Annotated in this window: 15 protein-coding genes and 1 tRNA gene; 6 read left to right on the top strand and 10 right to left on the bottom strand. The window is 64.0% G+C overall.

Features of this window, described 5'->3' with window-relative positions:
- Positions 1 to 57: 57 nt before the first annotated feature.
- Positions 58 to 936: an ATP-binding protein gene (locus QQK43_RS10590; RefSeq protein WP_234266173.1), complete on the top strand. Its 879-nt coding sequence runs from the start codon at positions 58 to 60 to the stop codon at positions 934 to 936.
- Between the two features lie 12 nt (positions 937 to 948).
- Complete coding sequence (locus tag QQK43_RS10585) at positions 949 to 1,407, top strand: NUDIX domain-containing protein (RefSeq protein WP_284307729.1); 459 nt, start codon at positions 949 to 951, stop codon at positions 1,405 to 1,407.
- A 29-nt stretch (positions 1,408 to 1,436) separates the two neighbouring features.
- Here QQK43_RS10585 and QQK43_RS10580 read toward each other — a convergent pair whose 3' ends face one another.
- The 7 genes from QQK43_RS10580 to QQK43_RS10550 form a co-directional block, all read right to left on the bottom strand.
- Positions 1,437 to 1,652, bottom strand: a complete 216-nt coding sequence (locus QQK43_RS10580) for a DNA gyrase inhibitor YacG (RefSeq protein ID WP_284307728.1) — start codon at positions 1,650 to 1,652, stop codon at positions 1,437 to 1,439.
- Positions 1,649 to 2,404 carry a cell division protein ZapD gene (gene zapD, locus QQK43_RS10575; RefSeq protein ID WP_284307727.1) on the bottom strand — a complete coding sequence of 252 codons (756 nt, stop codon included), beginning with the start codon at positions 2,402 to 2,404 and terminating at the stop codon, positions 1,649 to 1,651. Before zapD ends, QQK43_RS10580 begins: the two co-directional genes overlap by 4 nt.
- A gap of 47 nt (positions 2,405 to 2,451) precedes the next feature.
- The gene (gene coaE / locus QQK43_RS10570) at positions 2,452 to 3,051 is read right to left on the bottom strand and encodes a dephospho-CoA kinase (protein ID WP_284307726.1); all 600 of its coding nucleotides are present in this window, start codon (positions 3,049 to 3,051) and stop codon (positions 2,452 to 2,454) included.
- Positions 3,051 to 3,893 carry a prepilin peptidase gene (locus tag QQK43_RS10565; RefSeq protein ID WP_284307725.1) on the bottom strand — a complete coding sequence of 281 codons (843 nt, stop codon included), beginning with the start codon at positions 3,891 to 3,893 and terminating at the stop codon, positions 3,051 to 3,053. The genes coaE and QQK43_RS10565 overlap by 1 nt, the downstream gene beginning before the upstream one ends.
- The gene (locus QQK43_RS10560) at positions 3,893 to 5,110 is read right to left on the bottom strand and encodes a type II secretion system F family protein (protein ID WP_284307724.1); all 1,218 of its coding nucleotides are present in this window, start codon (positions 5,108 to 5,110) and stop codon (positions 3,893 to 3,895) included. The genes QQK43_RS10565 and QQK43_RS10560 overlap by 1 nt, the downstream gene beginning before the upstream one ends.
- Positions 5,111 to 5,142: 32 nt before the next feature.
- A complete protein-coding gene (pilB, locus tag QQK43_RS10555) occupies positions 5,143 to 6,882 on the bottom strand; it encodes a type IV-A pilus assembly ATPase PilB (protein WP_234266167.1) in 1,740 nt (579 codons plus the stop codon).
- A gap of 184 nt (positions 6,883 to 7,066) precedes the next feature.
- A tRNA-Leu gene (locus QQK43_RS10550) sits at positions 7,067 to 7,151 on the bottom strand.
- 41 nt (positions 7,152 to 7,192) lie between these two features.
- Between QQK43_RS10550 and cysM the strand changes: the two genes are divergently transcribed.
- From cysM to QQK43_RS10530, 4 genes are read left to right on the top strand one after another with little or no spacing between them, the layout of a single operon-like run.
- Positions 7,193 to 8,095, top strand: coding sequence for a cysteine synthase CysM (cysM, locus tag QQK43_RS10545; protein WP_284307723.1), 903 nt, complete (start codon positions 7,193 to 7,195; stop codon positions 8,093 to 8,095).
- Between the two features lie 12 nt (positions 8,096 to 8,107).
- Entirely contained in the window at positions 8,108 to 8,638 is a 531-nt protein-coding gene (locus tag QQK43_RS10540; protein ID WP_234266165.1) for an NUDIX hydrolase, read from the top strand.
- A 32-nt stretch (positions 8,639 to 8,670) separates the two neighbouring features.
- Complete coding sequence (locus QQK43_RS10535) at positions 8,671 to 8,898, top strand: sulfurtransferase TusA family protein (RefSeq protein ID WP_234266164.1); 228 nt, start codon at positions 8,671 to 8,673, stop codon at positions 8,896 to 8,898.
- A 30-nt stretch (positions 8,899 to 8,928) separates the two neighbouring features.
- Entirely contained in the window at positions 8,929 to 9,987 is a 1,059-nt protein-coding gene (locus QQK43_RS10530; RefSeq protein ID WP_284307722.1) for an NAD(P)-dependent oxidoreductase, read from the top strand.
- Between the two features lie 54 nt (positions 9,988 to 10,041).
- On the opposite strand, the gene QQK43_RS10525 is transcribed toward QQK43_RS10530, so the two are convergent.
- The 3 genes from QQK43_RS10525 to QQK43_RS10515 all read right to left on the bottom strand — a co-directional run bounded on the left by QQK43_RS10525 (position 10,042) and on the right by QQK43_RS10515 (position 14,982).
- Positions 10,042 to 12,990 carry a valine--tRNA ligase gene (locus QQK43_RS10525; protein WP_284307721.1) on the bottom strand — a complete coding sequence of 983 codons (2,949 nt, stop codon included), beginning with the start codon at positions 12,988 to 12,990 and terminating at the stop codon, positions 10,042 to 10,044.
- A 67-nt stretch (positions 12,991 to 13,057) separates the two neighbouring features.
- Entirely contained in the window at positions 13,058 to 13,246 is a 189-nt protein-coding gene (locus QQK43_RS10520; protein WP_234266161.1) for a DUF2783 domain-containing protein, read from the bottom strand.
- Between the two features lie 17 nt (positions 13,247 to 13,263).
- Entirely contained in the window at positions 13,264 to 14,982 is a 1,719-nt protein-coding gene (locus QQK43_RS10515) for an FAD-dependent monooxygenase (protein ID WP_284307720.1), read from the bottom strand.
- Positions 14,983 to 15,008: the final 26 nt, after the last annotated feature.

Here is a 15,008-nt window from a genome sequence, read left to right as displayed (position 1 = left end):
GTCTTTGGTGCCGCCCGCGCAGGCTGCAGACCTGCGGGGTGATCTGGCAGAAAATCCATGAACGAAAAATTCGAACGTCTGATCGAGCGGGCCGAACAACTGATCGGCCGCATCGAGGCTGTGTTGCCCCGCCCGATGGGTGCCCCCGACTGGAATGCATCGGTTGCGTTTCGTTATCGCAAGCGCGCGGGGGGACATGGCTGGCTGGAGCCGGTGCGCCATGTGGCGCAGATGCGCTTGGTCGACCTGCAGGAAATCGACGGCCAGAAGGCCAAAATCCAGCGCAACACCCAGCAATTCGTTCAAGGCCTGCCTGCCAACAACGTGCTTCTCACAGGGGCGCGTGGCACCGGCAAATCGTCGTTGGTCAAGGCTTGCCTGAATGAATACGCGCCGCACGGCTTGCGCCTGATCGAAGTGGACAAGGCCGATCTGGTGGACCTGCCCGACATCGTCGACGTGGTCGCGGGGCGGCCGGAGCGGTTTGTCGTGTTCTGCGATGACCTGAGTTTCGAAGATGGCGAAGCGGGGTACAAGGCGCTCAAGTCCATCCTGGACGGATCGGTGTCGGCCGCCAGCCAGAACGTGCTCATCTACGCCACGAGCAACCGTCGGCACCTGTTGCCCGAATACATGAAGGAAAACCTCAGCTACACGCACACGGCGGATGGAGAAGTTCATCCGGGCGAAGTGGTGGAGGAAAAAATTTCCCTGTCGGAGCGTTTCGGGCTGTGGGTGAGTTTCTACCCCTTCAGCCAGGACGAATACCTGGCGATCGTCGGTCAGTGGTTGGCATCGTTCGGCGTGTCGCCTGAGGATATCGAAACCGCCCGGCCGCAGGCACTGGTGTGGGCGCTGGAGCGGGGTTCACGCAGTGGACGGGTGGCCTATCAGTTTGCGCGGGACTACGCGGGTTCGCACGGTGTGCAAGGCTGACGGGTGGCGCGCATGACCTCAGAAACACTCGTGGTCGATGGCGGTGGCGCGGCCCAAGGGCAACCGGTTCGTCCGGTGACGGAAGTGGCTGTGGGTGTGCTGGTCGGGCGCGATGGCCGATTTCTGCTGACCTCACGGCCACCTGGCAAAGTCTATGCAGGGTACTGGGAGTTTCCGGGCGGCAAACTCGAAGCCGGGGAGACGGTGGAGCAGGCGCTTCGACGCGAACTGCAGGAAGAGCTTGGGATCAGCATTGGGCCGGCGCACCCCTGGCGCGACACGCTGGTGGATTATCCGCATGCGCTGGTGCGTCTGCATTTCTGCAAGGTATTCGACTGGGTCGGCGAGCTGCAAATGCGGGAAGGCCAGCAGCACATCTGGGAGCACCTGCCCGTGGGGTGTGAGCCGGTGCTGCCTGGCGCGATCCCGGTACTGGCGTGGTTGACCGAAGAGGCTGCCGCGCGCGATTGAGGCAGGCACCGAGGGTCGGGTGCCTCAGCTCAGTGCGCGGGCGTGGGCCAAGGGGCGGTATCGGGATCTGCCGGCGGCTCGGCCTGCACCCTGAACTGTTCGCTTGCCCACGCCCCCAGATCGATCTGTTTGCAGCGGGCGCTGCAGAAGGGACGGTAGGGGTTGCTCGCCGCGTAGTGGCTGTCGCCGCTGCACGCAGGGCAGGCGACGATCTTGGTCGTCTCGTTGGAAAGGCTTTCACTCATGCGCAGAGCGTCAGTTCAAAGGTCGCGTCTTCGCCTGCAGGGTGCAGGCGCAGGTCTTCACCGGTGCGCATCAGCCGCACCGACACCAGCAGGCGGTTGCCGCTGATCTCGGGAATCAACCCCGCCGAAGGATCGAGTCGCAACCGCAGCAGTTGAAAGGTGCGTCCCTGGGGCAGGTTTTGCTGGAACTGCCCGCCTGGAGCCACCACACGCTGTGCAGCGCCCGAGTCGCGCAGCATTTTCAACAGCAGCACGATGGACTCTGCCAGCGGTGCCAGCGTTTGCGCCCAGCTTTGCAGGTCGGCCTGTCGATGATTGGTGTCGAGGTGTTGCCAGTGAAAGTAAGCGGGAAGGTCGAATTCGCAAGTACCACCCGGAATGCCGATGCGGCTGCGGATCCCCATGAGCCAGTCGTTTTCGGTGAGTGACTGTCCAGCCTTGCCGTTCGAGGCATTCAGCCCTTCGAAACAGGCATCCAACTGGGCCACGACGCCATCAAGGGCTCGCTCAGAAATGGCTGGATTACCGCGGTAGCTGTTGAGGATCTGCTTCTGCTTGTCGAGATCCTTCAGCACATCGGACTTCATGTCCACGCGTGAGGCGACATCCATGATTTCGAAAATCGTCTGGATGGCAAAGTGGTGGTCCAGCGGCTGGTCGCGAGCCATGAGTTCGGCAAGGCGCCGGAACAGTTGTTCGAGCCGCAGGTAGGTGCGAATGCGTTCGTTGAATGGGTATTCGTACAGGATCACGGCGGCGGATGGGACGAGGGGCGGGCCATCGGGTGGGGGCTCGGGCATCATAGCCCGAACCGGGCCCCCAACTGAAGGACCAGCGCGCGCAGTTGCACCAAATCGTGTCCATCATTGTGGACGACAAGGTCGGCCGCCGCCAACCTTTGAAGCCGAGGGCTTTGTGTGCGCATCACCGCCTCGATGGTGTCGTCATCCCAGGCATTGCGCTGGCGCACCCGCGCTCGCTGGGTGGCTTCGGAGCAATCCACCACGATGACGCGATCCAGTTGCGGGCGCCAGCGTGGTGACTCGACCAACAGTGGAATGTCGAGCACGACGCAGGCGGCAGGCCTCGCCGCTTCGAGCTGGCGCTGGATCTCTTGGCCCACGAGTGGATGGACAATGGTTTCCAACTGCTGGCGCGCTTCAGGATGCCGAAAGACGTGTTCGCGCATGCGCTGGCGGTCCAGCGCGCCGGAGGCATCGATGAAGTTGGGACCGAATTCGCGTCGGATGGGGGCGATGGCGCTGCCGTTCGATTGGGTGCTGGCACGCGAGATGGCATCGGCATCTATGAGTACGGCACCTTGCTGCTGGAGCACGCTGGCTACCGTGCTCTTGCCGCTACCGATGCCCCCTGTCAGCCCGAGCCGCCACTGCGCCATCAGAGGCCGAACAGACGGAGGATGGCCATGGGACCAAAGATCATGGCGGTCAGTCCGGCGAGAGCCAGAAACGGCCCGAAGGGGACGTAGCCCCCCTCGCGCAACTGTCCAACGAACTTGATGCCGATGCCGATGACGGCGCCAATGATGGAGGCCATCAAAATAATGGGAATCAGCGCTTGCCACCCGAACCAGGCCCCCAGGGCGGCAAACAGCTTAAAGTCGCCGTAGCCCATGCCTTCCTTGCCGGTCAGAAGCTTGAAGCCCCAGTACACCAGCCAGAGCGAAAGGTATCCACCCACCGCACCCCAGAGGGCATCGGGCAGTGCGGTACCGGAGAACCCCAGGGCCGCGGCACACAGACCCGCCCAGAGCAGGGGCAGGGTGATGTCGTCGGGCAGCAGCGTGGTGTCCCAATCGATGAAGGCCAGGGTCACGATGGCAGCGGCAAAGCCACACCATACGGCGGCAGCTGCGGTCAAGCCCCATTGCCAGCCACACCAGGCAAACAGCCCGCCAGTCAGGATCTCCACCAGAGGGTAACGGGGACTGATGCGTGCCTGGCATTCCGAGCAGCGACCGCGCAGCACCAGATAGCTGATCACGGGAACGTTTTCATACCAACGGATCGCGTGGCCGCAATGGGGGCAGCGCGAACGAGGGGTGGTCAGGCTCAGCGGTGGCTGATCCGGGGGCTGCTCGCCTTGCAGCTCGGCGCATTCTGCAGCCCAGCGCCGCTCGAGCATCAAGGGCAGCCGGTGGATCACCACATTGAGAAAGCTGCCGATGAGCAACCCTAGCAAACCCAGCAACAGCGTGCTGGTCAAGACGTCATCGGGCATCAGACGACCTGGCCGAGCTTGAAGATGGGTAGATACATCGACACCACGATGCCGCCGATGATCACGCCGAGCACCACGATGATGATGGGCTCCATGAGGCTGGACAGGCCAGCGACCATGTCGTCGACCTCGGCCTCGTAAAAATCTGCCGCCTTGCCCAGCATGTGGTCGATCGAGCCGGACTCCTCGCCAATGGCGCACATTTGCAGCACCATGGACGGGAAGATGTTGGCATTGGTCATGGCATTGGTCAGGCTGGTGCCGGTAGACACCTCCTGCTGGATCTTGTCGGTGGCGCGCGCGTAGACGGAATTGCCAGAGGCACCCCCCACGGAATCCAAAGCTTCCACCAACGGAACGCCGGCGGCGAACATGGTGGACAGCGTGCGGGTCCAGCGCGCGACAACGGCCTTTTCCACCAGCGGACCAAAGATGGGCACACGCAGCAGCAATCGATCCATGAACATCTGGATTTTTTCACTGCGCCGCCAAGCTTGCATGAAGAAGTAAGCGCCGCCGCCGATGAGCCCAAAGATGAGCCACCAATACGCGACAAAGAACTCACTCATCGCGATCACGAAGAGGGTGGGCGCTGGAAGGTCGGCGCCGAAAGACGTGAACACCTCCTTGAAAGAGGGAATCACGAAGATCATGATGATGGTCACCACCACGCAAGCGACGATAAGCACCGAGGTCGGGTACATCAAAGCCGAGCGGACCTTGGACTTGATGGCCTCGGTTTTCTCCATGTAGGTGGCCAGCCGGTCCAGCAACTCTTCCAGGATACCGGCGGCTTCACCGGCTTCAACCAGGTTGCAGTAGAGGCTGTCAAAGTACAGAGGGTGTTTGCGGAAGGCCGAACTCAGCGAGGTACCCGTCTCGACGTCAGAACGAATGTTGTTCAGCAGCCGGGTGACATTGGGGTTGGGGTTGCCACGGCCGACGATATCGAAAGCCTGCAACAGTGGGACGCCGGCCTTCATCATCGTGGCCAGTTGCCGGGTGAAGATGGCAATGTCCTTGGGCTTGATGCGCTTGCCGGAGGACATCCGGCGTTTTTTGATCTTGTTGAGGACAATGCCCTGACGGCGCAGCGAGGCGAGCACCTGGTTCTCGCCGCCGGCGCGGGTTTCTCCGCGCACGGTCTTGCCGTTGCGGTCCTTGCCTTCCCATTCGAAGACGAATTCCTTGGCGCTTTTGGTAGCTGCAGTGGCCATCTTGTCCCTGTGTCCGGTTGCGGGTTACCCCGTCATTCGTTGGTCACGCTGAGGACTTCCTCCAGGGAAGTCATGCCTTGCTTGACCTTGAGCAGGCCCGATTCGCGCAGCGTGCGCACGCCTTCCAGGCTGGCTTGTTTGGCGATGTCCAAGGCACTGCCGCCGCGCAGGATGATCCGCTGGATCTCTTCCGAGATCGGCATCACCTGGTAAATGCCGAGCCGCCCCTTGTACCCATTGTTGCATGCAGAACAACCGACAGGCCGGTAAGGCGTCCAAGTGCCGTCAAGCTCCTCGGCCTGAAATCCCGCATCCAGCAGGGCTTTGCGCGGGGCTTCCAGTGGGGCCTTGCAGACAGGGCACAGACGCCGTGCCAAGCGCTGGGCGGTGATGAGAATCACGCTGGAGGCGATGTTGAACGTGGGGATGCCCATGTTCATCATCCGTGTGAGTGTGGTGGGGGCGTCGTTGGTGTGCAGCGTCGAGAGCACCATGTGGCCCGTCTGGGCAGCCTTGATAGCAATGTCGGCGGTTTCCAGATCACGGATTTCACCCACCATGATCACATCGGGATCCTGGCGCAGGAACGCTTTGAGCGCCGCCGCGAAAGTCAGCCCGGCCTTTTCGTTGACGTTGACCTGATTCACGCCGGGAAGGTTGATTTCCGACGGGTCTTCGGCCGTGGAAATGTTGACGCCCGCCTTGTTCAGCAGATTCAGGCAGGTGTAGAGCGACACCGTTTTGCCCGAGCCTGTCGGGCCGGTGACCAGGACCATGCCATAAGGCCGCTCGATCGCTTCCAGCAGGCGCTCTTTTTCTTCGGGTTCGTACCCGAGGGCGTCAATGCCGAGCTTGGCGCTGCTCGGGTCGAGAATCCGGATCACGATCTTTTCGCCGAACAGCGTGGGCAGCGAACTCACCCGGAAGTCGATCACCCGGTCGGGTCCGACCTTGAGCTTCATCCGGCCGTCCTGCGGTACTCGTTTCTCGGAGATGTCCATCCGAGAGATGACCTTGATGCGGGAAGCCAGCTTGTCCTTGATGGCCACAGGTGGCGAGGCGATTTCCCGCAACTCGCCATCGATGCGGAAGCGCACCCGGTAGTTGTGCTCGTAGGGTTCGAAGTGCAGGTCGGATGCGCGCATGTTGAACGCGTCCAGCAGCATCTTGTGCAGGAATTTGACGACCGGCGCATCGTCAACCTCGGAGGCTGCTTTGTCGTTGCCACTGTCCGAGATGGCCGCCTCTGCCGCCATTTCGTCGAATTCGAACTCGCCACCGATGATGTTGTCCATCGTGTCGTTGGCGGAGGTCGCCTGAGCGTCGACCAGCTTGCTCAACTTGTCGAATTCGGCAATGACCCAGTCCACCCCCATCTGGGTGGCGAACTTGATTTTCTCGGCAGCCTGGAGGTCGGCGGGATCGGCCGTGGCCACCATCAGGCGGTTGTTGCGCTTGCTCAGAACGACGATGCGGTAGTCTGCGCAGATCTTGGTGTCCAGCAGGCCTTTGGGCAAACGCTGGGTGTCGATGGCATCCAGGTCGAGCAGCGGCGCGCCAAACGCCACCGACATGGTATGAGCCAGATCGTAGGGGGAGACCGCTCCGGAGCCGGTGAGCTCGGCAATGAAGCTGGTGCGGCTGCTCTGGGCTTTTTTATAGAGGTCTTCCGCCGCCCGTTGCCCCAGCATGCCGGCGGATACCAGCGCACGTCCCAAGCCGGGCAGAGCCATGGAAGACGGTTCCTGGGTGGGCGTGTCGACAGAAGCCATAACGTCTAATTTATCTTAAATCAACGACTTGCGAATCATTATTGACAGACTTTGTGTCTCGCGGCGTGTCGTGCCGTGCATTTGCACCGGTCATGTTGTATTCAGCCCCCACGGTGCTCGCCACCAACAAAAAAACCCGCAGAGGCCAAGCCTGTGCGGGTTCTCTCATGGCGATGTCCAAAGCTGGTGCCCGGGGTCGGACTCGAACCGACACGCCTTGCGGCGAGGGATTTTGAATCCCTTGCGTCTACCGATTTCGCCACCCGGGCCACGGTCATGCCAAGCTTCAAATTATGGCACAGTGAGGCCCATGAACTACGCGACCATCGAAGACGCGATCGGCAACACCCCCCTGGTGGCATTGCAGCGGATCGGCGCAGAAGACAACCGGGGCCGGGGCAACGTGGTGCTGGGCAAGCTTGAAGGTAACAACCCCGCGGGTTCGGTCAAGGATCGGCCGGCGGTGTCGATGATCAAGCGGGCTGAGGAGCGGGGGGATATTCGGCCCGGTGACACGCTGATCGAAGCCACTTCGGGCAACACGGGTATCGCGCTGGCGATGGCCGCTGCGATCAAGGGCTATCGCATGGTGCTGATCATGCCGGAGGACCTCTCCATCGAACGGGCCCAGACCATGAAAGCCTTTGGCGCCGAGTTGGTGCTGACCCCCAAAAGTGGCGGCATGGAGTACGCGCGCGACTTGGCCGACAAGATGGAGAAAGAGGGCAAGGGGCGGGTGTTGGACCAGTTTGCCAACGCCGACAATCCGCGCATCCATTACGAAACCACTGGTCCCGAACTCTGGGAGCAGACTGGCGGGCGCATCACGCATTTCGTGAGTGCCATGGGGACCACGGGCACCATCACTGGTGTTTCGCGCTTCCTCAAAGAAAAGAACCCAGGCATCCGTGTCATCGGGGCGCAGCCCAGTGAGGGTTCGCGCATTCCGGGCATACGCAAATGGCCGCAGGAATATTTGCCCAAGATTTATGACCCTTCGGGCGTCGATGAGCTGGTCTACGTGAGCCAGTCCGACGCCGAAGACATGTGCCGGCGCCTGGCGCGCGAGGAGGGCATTTTTGCCGGTATTTCCGCGGCGGGGGCCTGCTGGGTGGCTCAGCAGATCGCCCGCAGTGTGGAAAACGCCACCATCGTGTTTGTGGTCTGCGATCGGGGTGACCGGTACCTGTCGACCGGCGTTTTTCCGGCTTGATCGGTACGCCCCATGGACACCGCTGCCTACCGGTTCTGCCCAGCTTGTGCCACCGCGCTCGCTCCCATCACCCAGATGGAAGATGGGGGGGCGAAGGAGCGCTGGCGTTGTCCGGCCTGCGGGTTCACCCACTGGAACAACCCGACGCCTGTGCTGGCCGCCATCGTCGAGCTGGATGGGAAGGTGCTGCTCGCCCGCAATGCGGCCTGGCAGCACCGGATGTTTGCGCTGATCACCGGATTCATGGAGGCCGGTGAATCGCCGGAGGAGGGTATCCGGCGGGAAATCCGTGAAGAAACCGGGCTGGAGACGCTGTCGCTGTCGCTGGTCGGGGTGCACGATTTCCAGCGGATGAACCAGGTGATCATCACTTACCACGCCCAGACGCAGGGCCAGGTCCAGCTCTCGCCCGAGCTGGCCGAATACAAGCTGCTGGCCCCCGAGCAGGTGCGCTGCTGGCGTGCGGGTACCGGGTTGGCGCTGGCGCAATGGCTGCGCGGGCGTGGTTTGGAGCCGGTTTTCATGGACCCGCCAGCCGCTTGATCTTAAAATCCGCCCCATCCTGGGACCTTGCCATGCACACAGACAAAGAACTTGACGCCCGCGGGCTGAACTGCCCCCTGCCTATTCTCAAGGCCAAAAAAGCCCTGGCCGAGATGACCAGTGGCCAGACCTTGCGCGTCATTGCGACCGACGCCGGTTCGGTCCGGGATTTCCAGGCCTTCGCCAAGCAGACTGGCAACGAACTGGTCGAGCAGCAGACTGTCGGGGCTGACCACATCTCCATCCTTAAGCGCCGCTGAGCCTGTCGCCAGCGATCGGGCAGCCCAGCCATGGAAATCCTGCTGATCGATCCGCTGGTGCCGGAGGCGCTCAACTGGCTGCAGGAGCGCTACGACGTCAGTTATCACCCGGAACTGGGGGACGACCCCGTGGCCCTGCGCAAGGCCATTTACAAGACGCGGGCCATCGTGCTGCCGCCGCACGTCATCGTCTCCAAGGAGTTTCTGGATTTTTCGCCCAAACTGCAGGTGGTGGCCCGCATGCAGATGTCGAGCGACAACACCGATCTTGACGCCTGTGCGCGGCGGCGAGTGCGTGTGGTTCAGGCACGCAGTGCCACGGTGCGCTCCAATGCCGAGTACCTGCTTTACGGCTTGTTGATGCTGTATCGGCGAGGCATGGTCAGTGCGTTGCTGGGGCGCAAGCTGGCCCAGGTTCGCATGGGGCGGGAACTGGCGGGCAGCACCGTCGGCCTGGTCGGGCTGGCGCCCGTGGCGCACACGCTGGCGCCCATGCTCCGGGGGCTGGGTGTCCGGCTGGTGGGATACGACCCCGCTGTGCACCATGCGGCTGCCATCTGGAGCAAACTGGGCGTCGAGCCGATGCCGATCCAGAACCTGCTGGCACGCGCCGACGCGGTGTCGCTCCAGATGGTCTATGCCTCGCGATTCAAAGGCTGGCTCAACGACCACCTGCTCAGCCGCTGCCGCCCTGGGCAACTGTGGGTCGGTGTCAGCCGCAGTTCGCTGTTCGATCCGGATGCGCTGGCGACGGCGTTGACCGATGGGCGGATCGACGCCTGCCTGCTCGACGGGGCCAATCCCCAATTCGCGGCGGAGGGCACGCCGCTGTATGGCATTCCGAATCTTCACCTGACACCCCGGCTCGGGGCGCACACCCGGGAGGCCAAACTGCGCGCCAGCTGGTACGTGGCCTACCGCATCCACGAAACGCTGTCACCCCAGCAGGCACACGGGGAGGCCCGGCCGCGCGACTTTGCGTCCACCCTCGATGGCATGGACAGCGGTGGCCAGGAGGTGCTGGACGGGGAGGATCCCCAGGTCATTTCGCCCTCGCAGTGGGGCTCGATCCAGTCTTATCAGCACTGAGCGGTCTGGATTGCCCCGCTTCGGGGTGACTGCGGCGGCTTCCGCCGCCGATGCTCAGCCCAACCGACTCAACTGTTCGCGCACCTTGACCAGCGTGGCGCTGAAGTCGGCGACGCGCTTCTTTTCCTGCTCGATCACGGCCGGCGGCGCCTTGGCCACGAAGGCTTCGTTGGACAGCTTGCCGCTGGCCTTGGCGATCTCGCCTTCCAGTCGGGTTGCTTCCTTGGCCAGGCGGGCCTTTTCGGCGGCAACGTCGATTTCCATGAACAGGCACAGGCGCGCTTCGCCGACCACGGCCACGGGGGCGGCCTGCGCTGCAGCGGCCCAGGCGGCCTCGTCGTCGAACACCTTGACCTCCGCCAGCTTGGCCAGGCCCTGCAGCACGGCAGCGTTGGCGCGCATGAAGTCGGCATCGCCGACCACGTACATCGGCAGGCGGGTGGCCGGCGAGACGTTCAGTTCACCACGCAGTGTGCGGCAGGCGTCCACCAGACTCTTGAGCTTGGCGACCTGGGCCTCGGCGTTTTCGTCGATGCGTTCGGGCTGGCTGACCGGGTAGGCGGCGATGCTGACCGATGCGCCGACGCGGCCGGTGTCATCGGATGTGGCCGGCCAGCGGCCGGCCACGGGCGCGACCTTCTGCCACAGCTCTTCGGTGATGAAGGGCGTGATCGGGTGCGCCAGGCGGAGGATGGTTTCCAGCGTGCGGATCAGGGTGCGGCGGGTGGCGCGCTGCTGCGCTTCATTGCCGGTCTGGATCTGCACCTTGGCGATTTCCAGGTACCAGTCGCAGAACTCGTTCCAGACGAAGTCGTAGATGGCGTTGGCCACGTTGTCCAGGCGGTACTCCGCGAAGCCTTGCGCCACCTCGGCCTCGACACGCTGCAGGCGCGAGACGATCCAGCGGTCGGCGTGGCTGAAGCTCATGTAGCCATGCGCCTTGCCTCCCACGGCGCAGTCGGCCTTGGTGTGTTCCATCAGGCCGCAGTCCTGGCCCTCGCAGTTCATCAGCACGAAGCGGGTGGCGTTCCAGAGCTTGTTGCAGAAGTTGCGGTAACCCTCGCAGCGCTTGCTGTCGAAGTTGATGCTGCGGCCCAGCGAGGCGAGTGCCGCGAAGGTGAAGCGCAGGGCGTCGGCGCCGTAGGCCGGGATGCCGTCGGGGAATTCCTTCTCGGTCTGCTTGCGCACCTTGGGCGCGGTCTCGGGCTTGCGCAGACCTGTCGTGCGTTTGTCCAGCAGCGGGGCGAGCGAGATGCCGTCGATCAGGTCCACCGGGTCGAGCACGTTGCCTTCGGACTTGCTCATTTTCTGGCCCTGCGCGTCGCGCACCAGGCCGTGGATGTAGACGTCCTTGAACGGCACGCGGCCGGTGAAGTGCGTGGTCATCATGATCATCCGGGCGACCCAGAAGAAGATGATGTCGTAACCCGTGACGAGCACGGTCGAGGGCAGGTAGAGGTCGTAGTCCTTGAGGGTGTCGTCGTCTTCCAGTGCCTGCGGCCAGCCCAGCGACGAGAACGGCACCAGGGCCGAGGAGTACCAGGTGTCGAGCACGTCGGCGTCGCGCGTCAGTTCGACGTCGGCACCGGCTTGCAGCTGGGCTTCCTCCTGGTTGCGGGCCACGTAGACCTTGCCGTCCTTGTCGTACCAGGCGGGAATCTGGTGGCCCCACCAGAGCTGGCGGCTGATGCACCAGTCCTGGATGTTGTTCATCCACTGGTTGTAGGTGTTGACCCAGTTTTCGGGCACGAAGCGCACCTGGCCCGACTGCACGGCGTCGATGGCCTTCTGGGCGATGCTCTTGCCGGTCGGGTCCTGGTCGCTGACCTTGCTCATGGCGACGAACCACTGGTCGGTCAGCATGGGCTCGATCACCTGGCCGGTGCGTGCGCAACGCGGCACCATGAGCTTGTGTTTCTTGATCTCGACCAGCAGGCCTTCGGCTTCGAGCTGCGCCACGATCTGCTTGCGCGCGACGAAGCGGTCCAGACCGACATAGGCATCGGGAATGTCGTCGGCCTCGTCGCAGCAGACCTTGGCCGACAGGTCGAAGATGGTCAGCATCGGGAGACCATGGCGCAGGCCAACCTGGTAGTCGTTCTGGTCGTGCGCGGGCGTGACCTTGACCACACCGGTGCCGAAGGCCTTGTCCACGTAGGCGTCGGCGATCACGGGCACCAGACGGCCGGTGATGGGCAGCTTGACCTGTTTGCCGATCAGGTGGGTGTAGCGCTCGTCCTCCGGATGCACCATGACGGCGGTGTCACCCAGCATGGTTTCGGGCCGGGTGGTGGCCACCACCAGCGATTCGGCGCTGCCGTCCACCGGGTAACGGATGTGCCAGAGGTGGCCGTCTTCCTCCTCGCTCTCCACCTCCAGGTCGGACACGGCGGACTTGAGGATCGGGTCCCAGCTCACCAGGCGCTTGCCGCGGTAGATCAGGCCCTGTTCGTACAGGCGCACGAAGGTCTCGGTCACCACGGTGGACAGCTTGTCGTCCATGGTGAAGTACTCGCGGCTCCAGTCCACGCTGTCGCCCATGCGGCGCATCTGGGTGGTGATGGTGTTGCCGCTCTTTTCCTTCCATTCCCAGACCTTGGCGACGAAGTTCTTGCGCGCTTCGGGCGGGGTGGGGCCCATGTCGTGGCGGCTGATGCCCTGTTCCTGCAACTGGCGCTCCACCACGATCTGGGTGGCGATGCCGGCGTGGTCGGTGCCTGGCACCCAGACGGTGTTGAAGCCGCTCATGCGGTGATAGCGCGTCAGCGAGTCCATGATGGTCTGGTTGAACGCGTGGCCCATGTGCAGCGTGCCGGTCACGTTGGGTGGCGGCAGCTGGATGGCGAACGAGGGCGTTTCGGCCTGCGGTACGCCGGTGCCCCGGAAGCCTGCGACGCCGTAGCCCCGCTTTTCCCACTCGGGGCCCCAGTGGGCTTCGAGCGCGGCGGGCTCGAAGGACTTGGACAGGCTGTTCAGACCGGGTTGCTGCAGGGTGTCGGACATGGTGGGACCAAAAGTGCAACGGCGCCCCGCAGGGCGCCGTCAGGGTGTGCTCGGGAAACCCCCGATTTTATTCGACCGCCTCGCGCGCTGCGTCGATGCAGTGGGCCAGCACCTGGGCGTTGCCGACCTGGTTGGCCAGCAGCAGGATCAGGCGGGCGTTGAGCAGTTCGGACTGCTCGCGCGACAGGCCCTGGTGGGCGTCGAGCAGGCGCTCGTAGAAACCGTCGGCGTCTTGGAAGTTCGGGGTGGTGTTCATGCAGGTCTCCAGGGGACTCAGCGCAGGCCGAGTGAACGTTCGAGTGCGGCGATCAGTCGGCCGTCGATGCGGGCGCCGGTGGCGGCCAGGTAGCCGTCGGGCCGGACCAGCGCCCAGCCGGTGGGGAGGACCTGGCAGGCCGCGCGCAGATGGCCTTCGGGGTCGCGCACATGTTCGGCGGCCTGAGCGCGTTCGCGCCCGGCCGCTACCTGCACCGCACGAAGCGGCGCACCGGAGGTCAGCGTTTTCAGCCGGCCCAGGTCGGCCCGGGTCAGGGGCCCGAAGGCCAGCAGGAGCAGGTCACCACCGGCCCACCGGAGCAGGTCGTTGGCGCAACCGGTCGCGCCGTCGGCCCAGCGCAGCGCCACGTTCTGCACCGACTGCCCCGCAGCCGATCCTTCGGCGTAGCTGCAAGCGCGCGAGCGGCTGTAGGGGTTGGCCACCGCCATGCGGCCGGTGTTCATCAAGGTGCGGGCGAACGGGTACTTTTTCGCCAGGCCGATGGCGGCGTGGCGGAACAGGCGTTCCACACCGTCGGCCGGGCGCAGGAAGCGCGCGGTGCGGCTGGTCACCAGCACGTTCTGCTGCGCGGCTTCGAGGCGCTCGTCGCCGTAGCTGTCCAGCAGCGCAGGGTGGGCTCGGCCGCGCTGCACGGCGGCGAGTTTCCAGGCCAGGTTGTCCGCGTCGGACACCCCGGTATTGCCGCCGCGTGCGCCGAAGGGGCTGACCACTTTGGCCGAGTCGCCCATGAAGAACACGCGGCCCTCACGCATCCGGTGCACGCACTCGCTGCGGTAGGCATAAGGGCCGACCCAGACGATCTGCACCTCGGTGTCGGGGCCGAACTGGCGTGTCAGGCGCTCGCGCACCACGTCTTCGCGGCTCACGTAGGCCGGGTCGCTGTCGGGCGCCATCTGGTAGTCGATGCGCCAGACATCGTCGGCCATCAGGTGCTGCCAGACGGCGCGGTTGTCGTTGAAGGGTGCTTCGACCCAGGTGTGGCGCTCGACCGGCGGGTGTTTCGTGAAGCGCACGTCGGCGATGCACCAGCGGTCGTCGCCGCGTTTGGCGGTGAAGGGCACTTGCAGCCATTGGCGCAGCGGGCTGTTCGAGCCGGTGGCGTCGATGACATGGTCGGCCTCGATGGTGTAGCGCCCCGCCGGGCTCTCGACGGTCAGGGTGGCGGTGTCCGCGCCCTGCTCGAAGGCCATCAGCCGGTTCTGCCAGCGCAGCTCGATATGGCCGAGTTCGGCGATGCGCTCGACCAGAAAGCCTTCGATGTAGAACTGCTGGATGTTGATGAAGGGTGGCTGCTGCGAGAGGTTGTAGGCGCCTTGCTGGCGCAGGTCGAAACTGTAGACCTCGTCGTCGCCGGCGAAGGTGCGGCCCACACTCCACTGGATGCCCTTGGCGGCGATGCGCTCGTAGATGCCGAGGCGCTGGAAGATTTCGAGCGATTTCTGGGTGTAGCAGATGCCGCGCGAGGAGGCGCCCTTGACGCCGACGGTGTTGTCTTCGTCGAGCAGGATGGCGGGCACGCCCAGGTTCGCCAGGGAGCACGCGAGGGTCAGGCCGGTGATGCCGCCGCCGACGATGACGATGGGGTGCCTTCTGGTGCGTGTTTCGCCGAGTTCGGGCGGGGGGACAAAGGGGTACTCGGGCAGTTGGTAGCCGCTGCCTTGGGTGAACTCGTAGCTGTTGGTGTGGGCGGCTTGTTTGTAGCTGTTCTCGTTCATCTGCAGTCTCCGGGTGCTCTGTCTGT

Origin of the sequence: Hydrogenophaga electricum (genome assembly GCF_030160815.1) — a bacterium.
Classification (GTDB): Bacteria; Pseudomonadota; Gammaproteobacteria; order Burkholderiales; family Burkholderiaceae_C; genus Hydrogenophaga; species Hydrogenophaga electricum.
This window is presented reverse-complemented; position numbering and strand designations above follow the sequence as displayed.

Coding starts and splice junctions, on each gene's coding strand:
- QQK43_RS10590 (WP_234266173.1), top strand. CDS start 58: ATGAACGAAAAATTCGAACGTCTGATCGAGCGGGCCGAACAACTGATC.
- QQK43_RS10585 (WP_284307729.1), top strand. CDS start 949: ATGACCTCAGAAACACTCGTGGTCGATGGCGGTGGCGCGGCCCAAGGG.
- QQK43_RS10580 (WP_284307728.1), bottom strand. CDS start 1,652: ATGAGTGAAAGCCTTTCCAACGAGACGACCAAGATCGTCGCCTGCCCT.
- coaE (WP_284307726.1), bottom strand. CDS start 3,051: ATGGCGCAGTGGCGGCTCGGGCTGACAGGGGGCATCGGTAGCGGCAAG.
- QQK43_RS10565 (WP_284307725.1), bottom strand. CDS start 3,893: ATGCCCGATGACGTCTTGACCAGCACGCTGTTGCTGGGTTTGCTAGGG.
- QQK43_RS10560 (WP_284307724.1), bottom strand. CDS start 5,110: ATGGCCACTGCAGCTACCAAAAGCGCCAAGGAATTCGTCTTCGAATGG.
- pilB (WP_234266167.1), bottom strand. CDS start 6,882: ATGGCTTCTGTCGACACGCCCACCCAGGAACCGTCTTCCATGGCTCTG.
- cysM (WP_284307723.1), top strand. CDS start 7,193: ATGAACTACGCGACCATCGAAGACGCGATCGGCAACACCCCCCTGGTG.
- QQK43_RS10540 (WP_234266165.1), top strand. CDS start 8,108: ATGGACACCGCTGCCTACCGGTTCTGCCCAGCTTGTGCCACCGCGCTC.
- QQK43_RS10535 (WP_234266164.1), top strand. CDS start 8,671: ATGCACACAGACAAAGAACTTGACGCCCGCGGGCTGAACTGCCCCCTG.
- QQK43_RS10530 (WP_284307722.1), top strand. CDS start 8,929: ATGGAAATCCTGCTGATCGATCCGCTGGTGCCGGAGGCGCTCAACTGG.
- QQK43_RS10525 (WP_284307721.1), bottom strand. CDS start 12,990: ATGTCCGACACCCTGCAGCAACCCGGTCTGAACAGCCTGTCCAAGTCC.
- QQK43_RS10520 (WP_234266161.1), bottom strand. CDS start 13,246: ATGAACACCACCCCGAACTTCCAAGACGCCGACGGTTTCTACGAGCGC.
- QQK43_RS10515 (WP_284307720.1), bottom strand. CDS start 14,982: ATGAACGAGAACAGCTACAAACAAGCCGCCCACACCAACAGCTACGAG.